20 protein-coding genes are annotated in these 14,773 nt (G+C 67.2%); 17 read left to right on the top strand and 3 right to left on the bottom strand.

Features of this window, described 5'->3' with window-relative positions; genetic code table 11:
- The first annotated feature begins 128 nt into the window (after positions 1-128).
- Positions 129-611, top strand: a complete 483-nt coding sequence (locus AC6R2M_RS09660) for a hypothetical protein (RefSeq protein ID WP_500481588.1) — start codon at positions 129-131, stop codon at positions 609-611.
- 116 nt (positions 612-727) lie between these two features.
- On the opposite strand, the gene ruvX is transcribed toward AC6R2M_RS09660, so the two are convergent.
- Entirely contained in the window at positions 728-1,213 is a 486-nt protein-coding gene (gene ruvX / locus AC6R2M_RS09655; protein ID WP_500481587.1) for a Holliday junction resolvase RuvX, read from the bottom strand.
- A gap of 70 nt (positions 1,214-1,283) precedes the next feature.
- Here ruvX and AC6R2M_RS09650 point away from each other — a divergent pair, with 70 nt between their 5' ends.
- The 4 genes from AC6R2M_RS09650 (at position 1,284) to gatA (ending at position 4,360) form a co-directional block, all read left to right on the top strand.
- Positions 1,284-1,985, top strand: coding sequence for a metal-dependent hydrolase (locus AC6R2M_RS09650; RefSeq protein WP_500481586.1), 702 nt, complete (start codon positions 1,284-1,286; stop codon positions 1,983-1,985).
- A gap of 97 nt (positions 1,986-2,082) precedes the next feature.
- The gene (gatC, locus tag AC6R2M_RS09645; RefSeq protein WP_500481585.1) at positions 2,083-2,370 is read left to right on the top strand and encodes an Asp-tRNA(Asn)/Glu-tRNA(Gln) amidotransferase subunit GatC; all 288 of its coding nucleotides are present in this window, start codon (positions 2,083-2,085) and stop codon (positions 2,368-2,370) included.
- Positions 2,367-2,882, top strand: coding sequence for a GNAT family N-acetyltransferase (locus tag AC6R2M_RS09640; RefSeq protein WP_500481584.1), 516 nt, complete (start codon positions 2,367-2,369; stop codon positions 2,880-2,882). The genes gatC and AC6R2M_RS09640 overlap by 4 nt, the downstream gene beginning before the upstream one ends.
- Entirely contained in the window at positions 2,879-4,360 is a 1,482-nt protein-coding gene (gatA, locus tag AC6R2M_RS09635) for an Asp-tRNA(Asn)/Glu-tRNA(Gln) amidotransferase subunit GatA (protein WP_500481582.1), read from the top strand. The genes AC6R2M_RS09640 and gatA overlap by 4 nt, the downstream gene beginning before the upstream one ends.
- A 4-nt stretch (positions 4,361-4,364) precedes the next feature.
- On the opposite strand, the gene AC6R2M_RS09630 is transcribed toward gatA, so the two are convergent.
- Positions 4,365-4,952, bottom strand: coding sequence for a Uma2 family endonuclease (locus AC6R2M_RS09630; protein ID WP_500481580.1), 588 nt, complete (start codon positions 4,950-4,952; stop codon positions 4,365-4,367).
- A 136-nt stretch (positions 4,953-5,088) separates the two neighbouring features.
- Between AC6R2M_RS09630 and gatB the strand changes: the two genes are divergently transcribed.
- The 6 genes from gatB to AC6R2M_RS09600 all read left to right on the top strand — a co-directional run bounded on the left by gatB (position 5,089) and on the right by AC6R2M_RS09600 (position 9,816).
- Positions 5,089-6,585 carry an Asp-tRNA(Asn)/Glu-tRNA(Gln) amidotransferase subunit GatB gene (gene gatB, locus AC6R2M_RS09625; protein WP_500481578.1) on the top strand — a complete coding sequence of 499 codons (1,497 nt, stop codon included), beginning with the start codon at positions 5,089-5,091 and terminating at the stop codon, positions 6,583-6,585.
- On the top strand, positions 6,582-7,085 hold the full coding sequence (locus AC6R2M_RS09620; protein WP_500481577.1) for a GNAT family N-acetyltransferase: 504 nt from the start codon (positions 6,582-6,584) through the stop codon (positions 7,083-7,085). Before gatB ends, AC6R2M_RS09620 begins: the two co-directional genes overlap by 4 nt.
- 74 nt (positions 7,086-7,159) lie before the next feature.
- Positions 7,160-7,852, top strand: a complete 693-nt coding sequence (locus AC6R2M_RS09615; protein ID WP_500481575.1) for a dihydrofolate reductase family protein — start codon at positions 7,160-7,162, stop codon at positions 7,850-7,852.
- Positions 7,853-7,960: 108 nt separating this feature from the next.
- Positions 7,961-8,359, top strand: a complete 399-nt coding sequence (locus tag AC6R2M_RS09610) for an NADH:ubiquinone oxidoreductase subunit NDUFA12 (RefSeq protein WP_500481573.1) — start codon at positions 7,961-7,963, stop codon at positions 8,357-8,359.
- 64 nt (positions 8,360-8,423) lie between these two features.
- The gene (locus AC6R2M_RS09605) at positions 8,424-9,107 is read left to right on the top strand and encodes a DUF2155 domain-containing protein (RefSeq protein WP_500481571.1); all 684 of its coding nucleotides are present in this window, start codon (positions 8,424-8,426) and stop codon (positions 9,105-9,107) included.
- Between the two features lie 88 nt (positions 9,108-9,195).
- Positions 9,196-9,816: a cell wall hydrolase gene (locus AC6R2M_RS09600; RefSeq protein ID WP_500481569.1), complete on the top strand. Its 621-nt coding sequence runs from the start codon at positions 9,196-9,198 to the stop codon at positions 9,814-9,816.
- 6 nt (positions 9,817-9,822) lie between these two features.
- Here the strand turns inward: AC6R2M_RS09600 and AC6R2M_RS09595 are convergent, their stop codons facing one another.
- A complete protein-coding gene (locus tag AC6R2M_RS09595) occupies positions 9,823-10,872 on the bottom strand; it encodes a serine hydrolase domain-containing protein (protein ID WP_500481567.1) in 1,050 nt (349 codons plus the stop codon).
- A gap of 154 nt (positions 10,873-11,026) precedes the next feature.
- Here AC6R2M_RS09595 and ruvC point away from each other — a divergent pair, with 154 nt between their 5' ends.
- The 6 genes from ruvC to ybgC all read left to right on the top strand — a co-directional run bounded on the left by ruvC (position 11,027) and on the right by ybgC (position 14,550).
- Positions 11,027-11,545, top strand: coding sequence for a crossover junction endodeoxyribonuclease RuvC (ruvC, locus tag AC6R2M_RS09590; RefSeq protein ID WP_500481565.1), 519 nt, complete (start codon positions 11,027-11,029; stop codon positions 11,543-11,545).
- Positions 11,546-11,624: 79 nt separating this feature from the next.
- Positions 11,625-11,906, top strand: a complete 282-nt coding sequence (locus AC6R2M_RS09585) for an AbrB/MazE/SpoVT family DNA-binding domain-containing protein (RefSeq protein WP_500481563.1) — start codon at positions 11,625-11,627, stop codon at positions 11,904-11,906.
- Positions 11,887-12,300, top strand: coding sequence for a type II toxin-antitoxin system VapC family toxin (locus AC6R2M_RS09580; protein ID WP_500481561.1), 414 nt, complete (start codon positions 11,887-11,889; stop codon positions 12,298-12,300). The genes AC6R2M_RS09585 and AC6R2M_RS09580 overlap by 20 nt, the downstream gene beginning before the upstream one ends.
- Positions 12,297-12,917 (top strand): Holliday junction branch migration protein RuvA, encoded by a 621-nt coding sequence (gene ruvA, locus AC6R2M_RS09575; protein WP_500481559.1) that lies wholly within the window; start codon positions 12,297-12,299, stop codon positions 12,915-12,917. The genes AC6R2M_RS09580 and ruvA overlap by 4 nt, the downstream gene beginning before the upstream one ends.
- Before the next feature lie 43 nt (positions 12,918-12,960).
- Positions 12,961-13,995 (top strand): Holliday junction branch migration DNA helicase RuvB, encoded by a 1,035-nt coding sequence (gene ruvB, locus AC6R2M_RS09570; RefSeq protein WP_500481557.1) that lies wholly within the window; start codon positions 12,961-12,963, stop codon positions 13,993-13,995.
- Positions 13,996-14,073: 78 nt separating this feature from the next.
- Positions 14,074-14,550, top strand: a complete 477-nt coding sequence (gene ybgC, locus AC6R2M_RS09565) for a tol-pal system-associated acyl-CoA thioesterase (RefSeq protein ID WP_500481555.1) — start codon at positions 14,074-14,076, stop codon at positions 14,548-14,550.
- The last annotated feature ends 223 nt before the right edge of the window (positions 14,551-14,773 follow it).

Below are 14,773 nucleotides of genomic sequence, written 5' to 3'. Positions count from 1 at the left end.
GCGGGACGAGCGGCGCCCACAGGTCTGAACGACCGTTAACCTTAACCAATCCTTTCGATTGCGGGAACGCGAACGCTCTGCGCTTCTTTTCGTTGTGCCTTGAGGAAAGGGTACGGGAGGCGAATTCGATGGTTCGGGCATTCTCCACGTTCAGTCTGTCGGCCTGGGGCGCCTTCCATGCCGTCTCCGCGCTCTTCTATGCGCTGGCCATCTCGGAGGGAGGCGGCCTTCTTCTCCTGTCGATCGTGACGGGTGGCGGAGCGTCGCTCCTGGCGCTTTCCCATGCGGCGCTCGCGGGCCTTTGCGCGCTCGTCGTCGTCCACCTCCAGACCGACACGGACATCGACCGCGCCGAGCTGCGAGGGCTTCTCGCCCTGGCCGGAGGGCTCGGCGTGACGATCTTCGCCGCCGCCTCCGGGCACGGAGCGGAATCGCCCGGCGTCTACGCCGCCTTCGTCGCGGCGACGCTCGCCGGCCTCACCTTCGACCGATGGACCGGGTCCGACAGCTCGGAGGAGGTCGACGAGGCGGACCATCGCGCCTTCATGCGCCTTGCCGCCGAACTCGGCGCGGATGCGCGGGGCGATGGCAACGAGCGCCAGCGCCGCTAGCGCACAACGGTCGCTCCAACTCTTTCAATCGGCGCATCGGGCTTTCCAAAGATCGACACCGCTATTCGGGCCGATGCTGTAGGCCTTGATCCGTATCATCAGGGCCGAGAACCGGATCACTCGTCCTTGTCGGAGGCTCGCAAGGCCGCGATCCGGTCGAGCGCGCCTTGAAGGATGAAGGCGGCCGCCGCCGAATCGATCCGCTCGGCACGCTTGGCCCGCGAGACGTCCGAGGCGATCAGGACGCGCTCGGCTGCCACCGTCGAAAGCCGCTCGTCCCAGAAGGCGAGGGGACGGTCGTCGAGGTTGAGCCAGTTCCGCACGAAGGCGCGGGTCGCCTGCGCCCTCGGTCCCTCCGACCCGTCCATGTTCAGCGGCAGGCCGACGACGATCGCGCCGCAGCGTGCCTCGTCCAGCGCAGCTTTGAGGGCCAGTGCGTCGGGGGTGAACTTCACGCGCCTCAGGACGGGACGCGGCGTCGCGAAGGACAGGCCGAGATCGGAGACCGCGAGGCCGATCGTCTTGGTCCCCAGATCGAGGCCCGCGACCGTGCGGCCCGGCGCCAGACGCGCGTCGATCTCGGCGATGTCGACGATGGGCATGGGGTGATAGTCCTTGATCGAGCACGGACCGCCTTACCTTAGGCGGGAGAATCATCGGAAGGAGAGACCCTTGAAGATCACCTATTTCGGCCATTCCGCCTTCAAGATCGAGACCGGGAGCTCGGTCCTCCTGATCGATCCGTTCATCTCCGGCAATCCGCACTTCAAGGGCGACGTCGAGAGCGCGACGCAGGGCACCACCCACATCGCGCTGTCCCATGGCCATTTCGACCATGTCGGCGATACGGTGGAGATCGCCAGGCGCACGGGGGCGAAGGTCATCGGGACCTTCGAGCTGGTGAGCTGGCTGAACAAGAAGGGGGTCGAGAACATCGAGCCGGCCAACACGGGCGGCACGGTGAAGTTCGACGACTTCTCCGTCACTTTGACGCAGGCCTTCCACTCCTCCGGTAACGTCGAGGAGGATGGCGCGGTCACCTATCTCGGCATGCCGAACGGGCTGGTCTTCCACTTCAATGAAGGTCCGAGCGTCTATCACATGGGCGACACGGACATTTTCGGCGACATGGCGCTGATCGAGGAGCTGCATCGCCCGAAGATCGGCCTCGTGCCCGTTGGCGACCGGCTCACCATGGGCGCGGCGGTCGCGGCGCTTGCCTGCCGCCGCTACTTCAACTTCGACAAGATCGTCCCGATCCACTGGGGCACCCTGCCGATCCTCGACGAGAACCCCGACAAGTTCGCGCAGGCGATGGAAGGCGACGCCGACAAGATCGTGAACCCGACGCCGGGCGAGCCCTTCGAGGTCTGACGCCCGCGACGACGCCCGGCCCGAAGCCGGGCGTTGTTTTGGAGCCTACGCCTGACTATAGCTGCCTTCGAGTTTTCCATCCTTCGAAGGCAGCCTCTTGTCCGTCGATACCGCCACCGTCCGCCGCGTCGCCAAGCTCGCCCGCATCGCCGTCACCGAGGACGAGGTGGCGTCCATGCAGAGCGAGCTGAACGCCATCCTCGGCTTCGTCGAACAGCTCGGCGAGGTCGACGTCTCCGGCGTCGAGCCGATGACGTCGGTCATCCCGATGGAAATGCGCAAGCGCCAGGATGTGGTGACGGACGGCAACAAGGCGGACGACGTCGTCGCCAACGCGCCGGCCACAGAAGACCACTTCTTCATGGTGCCGAAGGTCGTCGAATGAGCGTGACGATCTCGCAGGAGACGCCGCTGCAGGACGATGTACGGGCGATGATCGCCGAGCTCGACGCGGCGATGCGCGAGCAGGAGCCCGACACGCCCGACGAGTTCAACTTTCCGATGACGGCCGAGGAGATGGCCGGGCCCGAGACGACGGTCTTCGTCGCGCGGTCGGGCGGAGAGGCGCTCGGCTGCTGCGCCATCCGCGAGCTGGGCGAGGGTCTGGCGGAGGTGAAACGCCTCTATGTCCGGACCGCCGCGCGCGGAACGGGCCTTGCCGCTCGCCTAATCGCCACGGTGGAGGCGCATGCGCGGGAGGCCGGGTTCTCGCGCCTCGCGCTCGAGACCGGCCTCGACTATCACGCGGCCCGAAAGGCCTATGAGCGCGCGGGCTTCCAGCGGTGCGGCGCGTTCGGCGACTACCCGGACAATCCGTATTGCGCCTTCTACGAAAAGCTGCTGGTTCCCGCTGCGCGGACGCCGGATCATACTCCAGACTTCGAAGCGACCCGATGACCGATCTGACCGCTCTCACCATCGCCGAGGCCCGCGACAAGCTTCGCGCCAAGGATGTCTCCGCACGGGAGCTCACCGACGCCTATCTGAGCGCGATCGAAGCCGCCAACGAGCGATTGAACGCCTATGTCGCGGTGACGCAGTCGCGCGCGACGGAGATGGCGGCGGCCTCCGACGAGCGGCTGGCCCGCGGCGAGGGCGGCGCGTTGGAGGGCATCCCGCTCGGCGTGAAAGACCTGTTCGCCACGCAGGGCGTCCACACCCAGGCCTGCTCGCATATCCTCGACAAGTTCGAGCCGCGCTACGAATCGACCGCCACCGCCAATCTCTGGGCCGACGGCGCGGTGATGCTCGGCAAGCTCAACATGGACGAGTTCGCCATGGGCTCGTCCAACGAGTCGAGCCATTACGGTCCGGTCGTCAATCCCTGGCGCGCCGCCGGCTCGAACGCCGATCTCGTGCCGGGCGGCTCGTCCGGCGGCTCGGCGGCGGCCGTCGCGGCGCATCTGTGCGCCGGCGCCACCGCGACGGACACGGGCGGCTCGATCCGCCAGCCGGCGGCTTTCACCGGGACGGTCGGCATCAAGCCAACCTACGGTCGCGTCTCGCGCTGGGGCATCGTCGCCTTCGCCTCCTCGCTCGATCAGGCTGGTCCCATCGCGCGCGACGTCCGCGACGCGGCGATCCTTCTGAAATCCATGGCGAGCGTGGACGAAAAGGACACGACCTCGGTCGATCGTCCCGTGCCGGACTACGAGGCGGCGGTCGGTCGCTCCGTGAAAGGGCTGCGGATCGGTATCCCGAAGGAGTATCGCGTCGACGGCATGCCGGGCGAGATCGATGCCGTCTGGGAGCGCGGCATCGAATGGCTGCGCGAGGCGGGCGCCGAGATCGTCGAGGTCTCGCTGCCCCACACGAAATACGCCCTGCCGGCCTATTACATCGTCGCGCCCGCCGAGGCCTCTTCGAATCTGGCGCGCTACGACGGCGTCCGCTACGGCCTGCGCGTGCCCGGCCGCGACATCGCCGAGATGTACGAGAACACCCGCGCGGCCGGCTTCGGCCGCGAGGTGAAGCGCCGCATCATGATCGGCACCTACGTGCTCTCGGCCGGCTATTACGACGCCTACTACCTGCAGGCCCAGAAGGTCCGCACGCTGATCAAGCGCGACTTCGAGACCGTCTTCGAAAGCGGCGTCGATGCGCTGCTGACGCCCGCGACGCCGTCGGCCGCCTTCGGCATCGCGGACCAGGAGATGAACTCTGATCCGGTGAAGATGTATCTGAACGACGTCTTCACGGTGACGGTGAACATGGCCGGCCTGCCCGGCATCGCCGTTCCCGCCGGCCTGTCGGAGAAGGGGCTGCCGCTCGGGCTTCAGCTGATCGGCCGGCCCTTCGACGAGGAGACGCTGTTCGCGACGGCTTCGGTCATCGAGAAGGCGGCCGGGCGGTTCAGCCCTTCGAAATGGTGGTGAGCGCTCAGCCGTCAGGTCGGATGCGAGCGTAGATCCGTTCGAGCGGAAGGCTGAGCGTCGGGCGCTCCAGTTCGATCGTACCTTCGGTCAGAATGGCCGGTTCGTTCGGCCATTTCCCGTCGTCCTGCCGGCTCCAGCGCCATACCCTCGGCTGGTTCTGGTCGAGGATCAGGTAAGTGGAGAGGCTGTCGAGACGCTGGTACTCTCCGAGCTTGGCGCCGAAATCGACGTGCATCGTCGAATCCGACAGGACTTCGAAGAGAACGATCGCGTCCGACGTCCGGAGGCTGCGTCCCGGCTTGCCGGCGGGGATGATCATAATGTCCGCATAGCGGACGGACCGCGGACCGACCTCGACCGCGAAGTCGCCGATGGTCGGTTCGAACTCGTCCATGTCGAGCTGTTCGGCCAGAAGTGCCGTGAGGTCCACGACGACCCGCATGTGATTCAGTCGAACATTCGGCAGCAAGCGCGGCACTCCGTCCACCAGCTCGTACTTCTCTTCCCTTCGGTCGCTCCAGTCGAAGAAGGCCTCGATCGTATCGAAGTACGGGGTCGGATCGGTCCGCCGGTCGAGAGACTGCACGTTCATGTCGGTCGTCTCCTCTGTCGCCTTCCAAGATAGCGCGCCGGGCGACGGCTTTGAACCGTTCGCAAGGACGCTTGAAGCGACACCGACTTTCCCTTAGCCGTTCGACCACGAGTTTTCGCCCGCAAGGCCGCCATCCATGACCATCGTCGACACCCGCACTCCCGATCCGAAAAAGTTCATCCCCGGCGCCACCGGCGAGTGGGAGATCATCGTCGGCATGGAGGTGCACGCGCAGGTGCTGTCCGAGGCCAAGCTCTTCTCCGGTGCGTCCACGCGGTTCGGCAAGGGGCCGAACGAGAACGTCTCGCTCGTCGATGCGGCGATGCCCGGCATGCTGCCCGTCATCAACGAGGAGTGCGTGCGCCAGGCCGTGCGCACCGGCCTCGGACTGAAGGCGCAGATCAACAAGCGCTCGGTCTTCGACCGCAAGAACTACTTCTATCCGGACCTCCCGCAGGGCTACCAGATTTCGCAGTTCAAGGACCCGATCGTCGGCGAGGGGATCGTCAAGGTCTCGGTCGGGCCGGACTCCAAGGGCGAGTTCGACGAGATCGAGATCGGCATCGAGCGTCTGCATCTCGAGCAGGACGCGGGCAAATCGATGCACGACCAGCATCCGTCCATGTCCTTCGTGGATCTGAACCGCTCGGGCGTGGCGCTGATGGAGATCGTTTCCAAGCCCGACATCCGCTCGGCGGACGAGGCGCGCGCCTATCTGACCAAGCTGCGCACGATCCTGCGCTATCTCGGCACCTGCGACGGCAACATGGACGAGGGCTCCATGCGGGCCGACGTCAACGTCTCCGTGCGCAAGCCCGGCGGCGCCTTCGGCACGCGCTGCGAGATCAAGAACGTCAACTCGATCCGCTTCGTCGGCCAGGCGATCGAGGCCGAGGCGCGGCGCCAGATCGCGATCATCGAGGACGGCGGCACGATCGACCAGGAGACGCGCCTGTTCGACCCGGTGAAGGGCGAGACCCGCTCCATGCGCTCCAAGGAGGACGCGCACGACTATCGCTACTTCCCCGACCCGGACCTTCTGCCGCTGGAGTTCGACGACGCCTTCGTGGCCGAACTGGAAGCCGGACTGCCCGAACTGCCGGACGACAAGCGCGAGCGGCTGATCGCGTCCGGCCTCTCGGCCTACGACGCCTCGATCCTCGTGTCCGAGAAGGCGATCGCCGACTTCTTCGAGAAGGTGGCATCCGGCCGCGAGGCGAAACAGGCGGCGAACTGGGTCATCAACGATCTCCTCGGCGCGCTGAACAAGTCGGGCAAGGGGATCGAGGAGACGCCGGTCTCGGCCGATCAGCTGGGCGCGATCCTCGATCTCGTGCGCGAGGGCACGATCTCCGGCAAGATCGCCAAGGACCTCTTCGAGATCGTCTGGACCGAGGGCGGCGACCCGCGCGAGCTCGTCGAGACGCGCGGCATGAAGCAGGTCACCGATACGGGCGCCATCGAGAAGGCGGTCGACGAGGTGATCGCGGCGAACCCGGACAAGGTCGAACAGGCGAAGGCCAAGCCGACGCTCGCCGGCTGGTTCGTCGGTCAGGTGATGCGCGCGACCGGCGGCAAGGCCAACCCCCAGGCCGTCAACGACCTCGTCAAAGCCAAGCTCGGCCTCGAATGACCTTCTTCATCCGCACGGCGGGTGCGGCGGACCTGAAGGCGGTGTCGGAGCTTCTGGGGCGGTGCTGGCACGCGACCTATGATTCGCTCTACGGGGAGGCGGACGTGGCGGCGATCACCGCCGAATGGCATTCGCCCTCCGCGCTCGCCGTCAATCTGGCGCGACCGGCCGGCGAGTTCCTCGTGGCGGACGACGGGCGGCGCATCGCCGGGATGGCGTTCGCCGCGGCGGGCAAGCCGGACGGCTCCAGCGTCTTCCTGCACCAGCTCTATGTCGATCCCGACGACCAGCGGCTCGGGATCGGAACCGACCTCTATTCCGAAATGGAAAACTCCTTCTTCGAGGCCAGCCGCTTCCGGCTTGAGGTCGAGACGGCCAATACGGGCGCGATGGCCTTCTGGAAGCGGCTTGGCTTCTCCTCCGTTGGCGAGACCGCGCACATCCTTCCGGGCAGCGGCCGTTCGGTGACGGTGGCGCTCCTGGAAAAGCGCATCGCCTGACGGGCGGACAGGTCGGAACTCCGTTCGGGTCGCGCGCCTTTTGCTCGCACCCCTTGCCAATCGGAGATTCCCGCATGCGCCCTCACACGATCTGCCACATGGTGACCAGCATCGACGGCAGAACGCTCGGCAGCCGCTGGGCTCCCGGCGGCATCGACATGGGCGATCTGTTCGAGAGCGTTCACGACAACCAGCTCGGCGGCGGCTCCTGGATCGTCGGGCGTGTGACGGGCGACGAGTTCGCCAGGGGCGAGGCCTATCCGCAGACGTCCGAGACCTTTCCGCGCGAAGACCACATCGTCGCCAAGGGCGCCGCCAGCTACGGCATCGTCCTCGACGCCCACGGCAAGATCGCCTGGGGCATGAAGGAGATCGGCGGCGACGCGATCGTCGTCGTCCTCACGGAGGCGGTGTCCGATTCGCACCTCGCCGGACTTCGCGCCGACGGCGTGTCCTACATCTTCGCGGGACGCGACGAGGTCGATCTCGCACTCACCCTGTCGAAGCTCGGGTCCCTGCTCGGCCTTGACCGGCTGCTCATCGAAGGCGGCGGCGGGGCGAACGGCGCATTCCTGCGAGCCGGGCTCGTCGACGAGATCAGCGTCGTCATCGCGCCGGCCGTGGACGGGCGGGAGGGCGCGCCTTCGATGTTCCACGGGGCGGAGGAAGCGGGCAAGGCCCCGGTCTCCGGGATCGAGTTGATGTCGCACGAGGTGATCGAGGGCGGTGCGGTCTGGCTGCGCTACAAGGTCCGCAACTCGGCCTGAGGCCGGAGAAGCGAGCGCGATGGACATTGGGCGGCGTCCGGCCCATAAGTCGCGCCGAAACCATCGAACTCTAGGGCGGCCCCGGCGCTGCCATCCGTGGACGGACCGATGACGAAGACCTCGAAGACGTGGGAATGGCTGACCCAGATCTTCACGTGGTGGAACGGGCAGACGATCGGAACGCGCTTTCACACCTGGCGCTTCGGCGAAAGGGTGGGCGAGGACGAGCGCGGCAACGTCTACTACCAGTCCGAGGGCGGCAAGCGCCGCTGGGTGATCTACAACGGCCCGGCCGAAGCCTCCGCCATCGGGCCGGGCTGGCACGGCTGGATGCATCACCGCACGGACACGCCACCCTCGCGGGAGAACTATGTTCCGCGCGAGTGGCAGAAGCCGCACGAGGTGAACCACACCGGCACGGCCCGCGCCTATCGGCCCAAGGGTTCGCTGCTCAACACGGGCGAGCGCCCGCGCGTTACCGGCGACTACGACGCCTGGCTGCCCTGAGACGGCCGCCACATTGGGGGCGCGTTACCGGGGCAGATTTCTCCGCTTTCGGTTGGAGTTCGAGATGAGACTGGGGATCGCGGCCGCCGCATTGACGCTGGCGGCCTTGGCGCCGGGACAGGCCGGCGCGCAGGTGGACCCCTGGGGCCAGCCGATCGATCCGTTCAGTGGCGCTCCGCTGACGGTCGATCCCTACGAGCCCGCGCCGATCGATCCCTCGCAGGCGCCGCTCGACCCCTATCAGCCGGCGCCGCTGGATCCGCTGCCCGAACAGGCACCCCCGGACGGTTTCGAACAGCCGCAGGACGCTCCGCAAGGCCTTCCCGGAGGCTTCGAGGCGCCGGAGGGAACGCAGCTCGCGCCGTTCTCGCAGGGCGTTCCGCCCGCCGCCGCGCCGGCCCCGCCGCCCCGCGTGGAAAACCCCATCGCGGTCTTCTCCGGTCTCGACAAGATCACCGGGCGCATCACGTCCTTCGACGTGCATGTGGACGAGACCCGCCAGTTCGGGGCGCTGCAGGTCACGCCGCGCGCCTGCTACACGGCGCCGCCCGAGGAGACGCCGAAGACCGACACCTTCGTCGAGATCGACGAGGTGACGCTCGACCGCGACATCCGCCGCATCTTCACGGGCTGGATGTTCGCCGATTCGCCCGGTCTCAACGCGCTCGAGCATCCGGTCTACGACGTCTGGCTGCGGGAATGCCGGAGCGAGGCCGAGGAAGCGGACGAGTCGGCCTCCGGGGGATGACCGGGCGCTGTCCGCAATTGGCATCGTCAACAGGACCTTAACGCCTGTGGGCGATGATCGCGGCGACGACATCCAACGGATCGACGCGATGAACCGCACGGTTTCGGTGCTTGCGGCGCTGTCCTGCGCCGCTCTTCTCGCGGCCTGCGCGAACAAGCCCCAGCGTATGAGCGAGCAGGAGTGCATGGCGCGCGCCATGTATTTCGAATCCAACCGGTCGAGCGAGGAGGGCATGGTCGCCGTCGGAACGGTGGTCATGAACCGCGTCGCCTCGCCGCAGTTTCCGAGCACGATCTGCGAGGTGGTCGGCCAGAAGAACCAGTTCGCGCCCGGCGTCCTTTCCAGACCGATGGAGCGGGGGCGCGACCTCGCCTTCCAGACGGCCGCGAAGGTGATGCGCGGTGCGCGTCACGGCGAGGTCGGCGGCCGCTCGATGTTCTTCCACACCGCCGGCTACTCGTTCCCCTATTCGAACATGCACTATGTCGCGATCGCCGGCGGCAATGCCTTCTACGAAAAGCGCCGCGACGCCTCCGTGACGCAGGAACAGGTGCGCGCGCGACAGTCCGCCCGGACGGCCGGCGCGCAGGTGGCGTCGGCGCCGCGCCCTGTCGCGCCTTCGCCGGCCGCCGTTTCAGCGTCCGTCCAGGCTCCCGCGCCCGCCGAGATGACCATCGAGGATCTCCTCCGCTCGAACGGCGCTCTCTGACCCTCCTCAGCCGGCCGCGTTCGGGGTCCGATCCCTCATGCGCTCCTCCGCGACCGGGACGATGGTCTCCTCGACGAGGCGGTGGAGGTCGCGGACATAGCCGCCGCGCCCCGAGGGCAGCGTCTCGTCCGAGGTGATGGCGACGGTGAGTTCGAGGTCCGGCAGGACATAGATCATCTGTCCGCCGTAGCCCCAGCCGTAGAAGACCTCGTGCCCGGCGAGCGTGTCGATGAACCAGCCATAGCCGTAGCGACCGTCGTGGAAGCGCGAGCGGGTTCGCGGCGTCCAGGACCGGTCGATCCAGTCCTGCGAGAGGATGCGCTCGCCTTCCATCGAGACGCCGCCGTTGCGGTAGAGCTCGCCGAAGGCGAGGAGCGCCTGCGGCGTCATGGCCGTCTGGTTGCCGCCAAGATCGATGCCCTGCGGATCGCGCTCCCAGCCCGCGACCGGGATGCCGGCGGGGCCGAGCCATTCGCGGGCGAGCTCGCGCGTCGGGCGGCCGGACGCTTCGGTGAGAATGGCCGAGAGAAGGTGGGTCGATCCGGTGGAATAGAGCATCCGTCCGCCGGGCTCGTCCTCGAAGGGACGGCCGAGCGCGTCGCGAACCCAGTTCCGCGACGAGATCCAGGCGCCGTAATTGCCGCCCGAGGTGCGCTCCAGCCCGGCCTGCATCGAGAGGAGGTTTCCGATCGTGATCTCGAAGAGGCGGGGATCCGGCTCGCCGGGGAACTCGTCCTCGAGAAAATCGGCGATCTTCTGGTCCGGTCCTTCGAGGACGCCCTTGTCGATGGCGATGCCGACAAGCGCCGAGATCACGGATTTCGATGCGGACTTGATGTTCGCGGCCCGGTCCGTCCGATAGCCGCCGAACCCTTCGTCCACGAGCGTTTCGCCGTCCTGCGCGACGAGAAGGGTGCGCAGATTGGGAAAGGCGTTGGCCCGCTCGATGGCGGCGGCAAAGTCCGGCGCCGCGCCAGGAGCCTCCTGAGCATGGGCGCCCTGGAGGGTGAAGGCTGCGAGGACCGCGAGCATGGAAAGGGAAGGCCAGGCGTGCATTCGAAGGTCCTCGCGTCGATGGCGTTCAGAAGACCGCGCGATCATGTCCTTTTTGAAGGCCGTCCGAGATGTCCGCGCGTTGAGTTCGTTTCCGCTTCGTTCATGATTTGTCTGTCTAACCCTCGCATGTTCGGATATGCGAAAGGTTAAGAAGATGTTTCAGGAGGGCGTCATCCGCATTATCGGAATCGATCCGGGCCTGCGCCGCACCGGCTGGGGTGTCGTCGAGACCTTCGGCAATTCGTTGCGCTTCGTCGCCAGCGGCACCGTCACGTCCGACGGCGATCTCGATCTCGCGTCCCGGTTGCGGCAGCTTCATGACGGGCTGTCGGCGGTCGTGCACGAGCAGAAGCCGCACGAGGCGGCGGTGGAGCAGACCTTCGTCAACAAGGACGCGGCCGCGACGCTCAAGCTCGGGCAGGCGCGGGGCATCGCCATGCTCGTGCCGGCGCTCGCGGGCCTGCCGGTCGCCGAATACGCGCCGAACGCCGTGAAGAAGGCGGTGATCGGCGTCGGTCACGGCGAGAAGAAGCAGATTCACATGATGGTGAAGGTGCTTTTGCCGAAGGCCGAATTCGACACCGACGATGCGGCCGACGCCATCGCTATCGCCATCTGCCACACCCATCATCGCCAGTCCGCGATCGGCCGGGCGCGGCTGGCGAACGCTTGACGCCCGAATGCGGTGTTCTTGACTTGTTCTTCGCTCACCGTTAGGTAATACCGACTGGTATTACTCGCTCGGAGCCGCCATGCGCGTGACGGAAAAGGGGCAGGTGACGATCCCCAAGGCCATTCGGGACAAGCTCGGCATCGTGCCGGGCAGCGAGGTCGAGTTCGTCGAAAAGGACAATGTCGTCCAGCTCGTTCGCACGAAGGCCGAGGACGAGCGGCCGCAGGACCCCGAAGAGTTTCGCGAATGGTTCGATCGCCATGTCGAACGCATGAGGGGAACGATCGATACGATGGGAATGGACGGCAAGGAGTATGTTGACTGGCTTCGTGGACCCCGCGATGACATCGACCCTTCTTGATACCAACATCCTGATCGACTTTCTCGGCGGCGGTCCTTTTTCGGACGCGTCGCGGAATGCGGTCTTGGACGCCAGCCAGACAGGTCCCCTCGTTCTCAGCGCCGTCGTCTGGGCGGAGCTTGCGTTCGGTATGCCTCGGGAAGGCGAGCTCTGGGAGCGGGTGGCATGGCTGCAGCCCGTCGCGGAACCGCTCCCCTTCGCCGCCGCGTTCCCGGCTGGGCAGGCCCATCGTCTTTACCGCCAGCGCGGCGGGCGGCGCGACCGGACCCTGCCGGACTTCCTGATCGGCGCCCATGCCCTCGTCGCCGGCCATCGCCTTCTGACGCGGGACGCGGGCCGCTACCGCGCCTATTTCCCGGACCTCAACATCATCTGCCCGGAGACCCATCCTTGATCGGCAAGTTGAAGGGTACGATCGACGAGATCGGCGAGGACCACGTCGTCGTCGATGTCCACGGCGTCGGCTATGTCGCCTTCTGCGGCGCGCGCACGCTCGGCTCGATCGGGACGGTCGGCGAGGCGGTGATCCTCTTCGTCGAGACCTATGTCCGGGAGGACATGATCCGGCTCTACGGGTTCGCCAGCGAATCCGAGCGCGGCTGGTTCCGTCTGCTCCAGAACGTTCAGGGGGTGGGCGCCAAGGTCGCGCTCGCGGTTCTCGGAACCCTGTCGGCGGGCGATCTCGCTAACGCGGTGGCGCTTCAGGACAAGGCGATGGTCGCCCGCGCGCCCGGCGTGGGGCCGAAGGTCGCCGCGCGCATCGTCGCCGAACTGAAGGACAAGGCGCCGGCCTTCTCCGGCGCCGGCGAGATCGCGTCCTTCGGCCTCAAGCGCGACATCGGGGAGGGCGTCGCCTCGGCCCCCGTCGCGGACGCGGTCTCCGCGCTCGCCAATCTCGGCTACTCGCGCGATCAGGCGGCGGGCGCCGTCGCGCAGGGCGTGAAGGAGGCGGGCGAGGGCGCCTCGTCGGCCACGCTCATCCGGCTGGCGCTGAAGGCGCTCAGCCGATGAGAGCCGTTGACAGGTCGGCCCGCGACCGCGAAGCCCTCCGCTCATGAGCGACGGCACACGCATCATCAGCCCGGAGAAGCGGGGCGAGGACATCGACGTCACGCTGCGTCCTCAGCGGCTCGACGATTTCGTCGGGCAGGCGGCCGCGCGCGCGAACCTGAAGGTGTTCATCGAGGCGGCGCGCACGCGGGGCGAGGCGCTCGATCACGTGCTCTTCGTCGGCCCGCCGGGACTTGGCAAGACGACGCTGGCGCAGATCATGGCGAAGGAGCTGGGGGTCAACTTCCGCTCCACCTCCGGTCCCGTGATCGCCAAGGCCGGCGATCTGGCCGCGCTGCTCACCAATCTGGAAGAGCGCGACGTTCTCTTCATCGACGAGATCCACCGTCTGTCGCCGGCCGTGGAGGAGATCCTCTATCCCGCGATGGAGGATTTCCAGCTCGACCTCATCATCGGCGAGGGACCGGCCGCGCGATCGGTGAAGATCGATCTTTCGAAGTTCACGCTGGTGGCGGCCACGACCCGCATCGGGCTCCTGACGACGCCGCTGCGGGACCGGTTCGGCATTCCCGTGCGGCTGAACTTCTACACGGTCGAGGAACTGGAGCACATCGTACGGCGCGGCTCACGGCTCATGGGCCTTTCCATGGGCGATGACGGCGCGCGCGAGATCGCCCGGCGTTCGCGCGGCACGCCACGCATCGCCGGGCGGCTGCTGCGGCGCGTGCGCGATTTCGCCGATGTCGCAGGCGCGGCGATCGTCGACCGTCGCATCGCCGACGAAGCGCTCTCGCGGCTGGAGGTCGACAGCCTCGGTCTCGACCAACTGGACCGACGCTATCTTGACCTGATCGCGATGAGCTTCGGCGGCGGCCCGGTCGGGATCGAGACGATCGCCGCCGCGCTGTCGGAGCCGCGCGACGCCATCGAGGACATCGTCGAGCCCTATCTCCTTCAGCAGGGCTTCATCCAGCGCACCCCGCGCGGCCGGATGATGACCGCGCAGGCGTTCCGCCATCTCGGGCTCGCCGTGCCGGGCGGATGGCAGGGGGCGCAGGGCGCGCTCTTCGACGAGTAGTCTTCGAGGGCGGAGGCGGGCAGCCGCAAGGGCCGCGTGCCCATGACAGACGGCCGACATTCCTCTATGCGCGGGGCGATGACGCGAGAGCATTCCACGAACGAAGCGGGCGGGGGGCTCGCCGGCCGCCTCATTGAGGGCGGGCACCGGCTGGACGTGCGCGTCTACTTCGAGGACACGGACTTTTCCGGCGTCGTCTATCACGCGCGCTACCTGCACTTCCTGGAGCGCGGGCGGACCGACTATCTTCGCCTTCACGGCATCGGCCATCGCGAGCTGATGGACGGCCGGTTCGGCGAGCCGATGGCCTTCGCCGTCCGGCACATGCACATCGATTTTCTCGCGCCCGCCCGCATCGACGACGTGCTGACGGTGGAGACCCGTACGCGTCTGCTCGGCGGCGCGCGCGTCCTCCTCGACCAGCGCATATCCAGAGGCGAAACGGTCCTCGTGACGGCCTCGGTCAAGGTTGCGGTCATCTCGCCCGAGGGCAAGCCGCGCCGAATGCCGCCAGCGGTCGCGGAACGGCTCGGGCCTCCCGCGTCCGACGCCTGAAGAGCGTCCGCTAACCGCCTGTTAACCTTAAGGTCCGATGATTGTGCGGTGCCGCAGCGAGCGCCCGACGCCATTCTTTCACCGGAATCGAAGGTGAAGGGAGGGGCCGGGGGCGACGTGCGGCGGCAGGGCGGAATGCCTCGCATGCGAGGCTTCCTTCCGACGATCACTTCAACGCCTGCCCGGCTTCGTTCCGACGCGAAGCCGCCGATCTTTCGAGGGA

The organism is Aureimonas sp. CAS, from assembly GCF_059838215.1.
This window is presented reverse-complemented; position numbering and strand designations above follow the sequence as displayed.

Excerpts from the sequence above, each read along its gene's own strand:
- ruvC (WP_500481565.1), top strand. The coding sequence starts at position 11,027 with ATGTTTCAGGAGGGCGTCATCCGCATTATCGGAATCGATCCGGGCCTG.
- AC6R2M_RS09595 (WP_500481567.1), bottom strand. The coding sequence starts at position 10,872 with ATGCACGCCTGGCCTTCCCTTTCCATGCTCGCGGTCCTCGCAGCCTTC.
- AC6R2M_RS09660 (WP_500481588.1), top strand. The coding sequence starts at position 129 with ATGGTTCGGGCATTCTCCACGTTCAGTCTGTCGGCCTGGGGCGCCTTC.
- AC6R2M_RS09580 (WP_500481561.1), top strand. The coding sequence starts at position 11,887 with ATGACATCGACCCTTCTTGATACCAACATCCTGATCGACTTTCTCGGC.
- AC6R2M_RS09640 (WP_500481584.1), top strand. The coding sequence starts at position 2,367 with ATGAGCGTGACGATCTCGCAGGAGACGCCGCTGCAGGACGATGTACGG.
- AC6R2M_RS09610 (WP_500481573.1), top strand. The coding sequence starts at position 7,961 with ATGACGAAGACCTCGAAGACGTGGGAATGGCTGACCCAGATCTTCACG.
- AC6R2M_RS09620 (WP_500481577.1), top strand. The coding sequence starts at position 6,582 with ATGACCTTCTTCATCCGCACGGCGGGTGCGGCGGACCTGAAGGCGGTG.
- AC6R2M_RS09585 (WP_500481563.1), top strand. The coding sequence starts at position 11,625 with ATGCGCGTGACGGAAAAGGGGCAGGTGACGATCCCCAAGGCCATTCGG.
- ybgC (WP_500481555.1), top strand. The coding sequence starts at position 14,074 with ATGACGCGAGAGCATTCCACGAACGAAGCGGGCGGGGGGCTCGCCGGC.
- ruvB (WP_500481557.1), top strand. The coding sequence starts at position 12,961 with ATGAGCGACGGCACACGCATCATCAGCCCGGAGAAGCGGGGCGAGGAC.
- gatA (WP_500481582.1), top strand. The coding sequence starts at position 2,879 with ATGACCGATCTGACCGCTCTCACCATCGCCGAGGCCCGCGACAAGCTT.
- AC6R2M_RS09630 (WP_500481580.1), bottom strand. The coding sequence starts at position 4,952 with ATGAACGTGCAGTCTCTCGACCGGCGGACCGATCCGACCCCGTACTTC.
- AC6R2M_RS09615 (WP_500481575.1), top strand. The coding sequence starts at position 7,160 with ATGCGCCCTCACACGATCTGCCACATGGTGACCAGCATCGACGGCAGA.
- ruvX (WP_500481587.1), bottom strand. The coding sequence starts at position 1,213 with ATGCCCATCGTCGACATCGCCGAGATCGACGCGCGTCTGGCGCCGGGC.
- gatB (WP_500481578.1), top strand. The coding sequence starts at position 5,089 with ATGACCATCGTCGACACCCGCACTCCCGATCCGAAAAAGTTCATCCCC.
- AC6R2M_RS09600 (WP_500481569.1), top strand. The coding sequence starts at position 9,196 with ATGAACCGCACGGTTTCGGTGCTTGCGGCGCTGTCCTGCGCCGCTCTT.
- AC6R2M_RS09605 (WP_500481571.1), top strand. The coding sequence starts at position 8,424 with ATGAGACTGGGGATCGCGGCCGCCGCATTGACGCTGGCGGCCTTGGCG.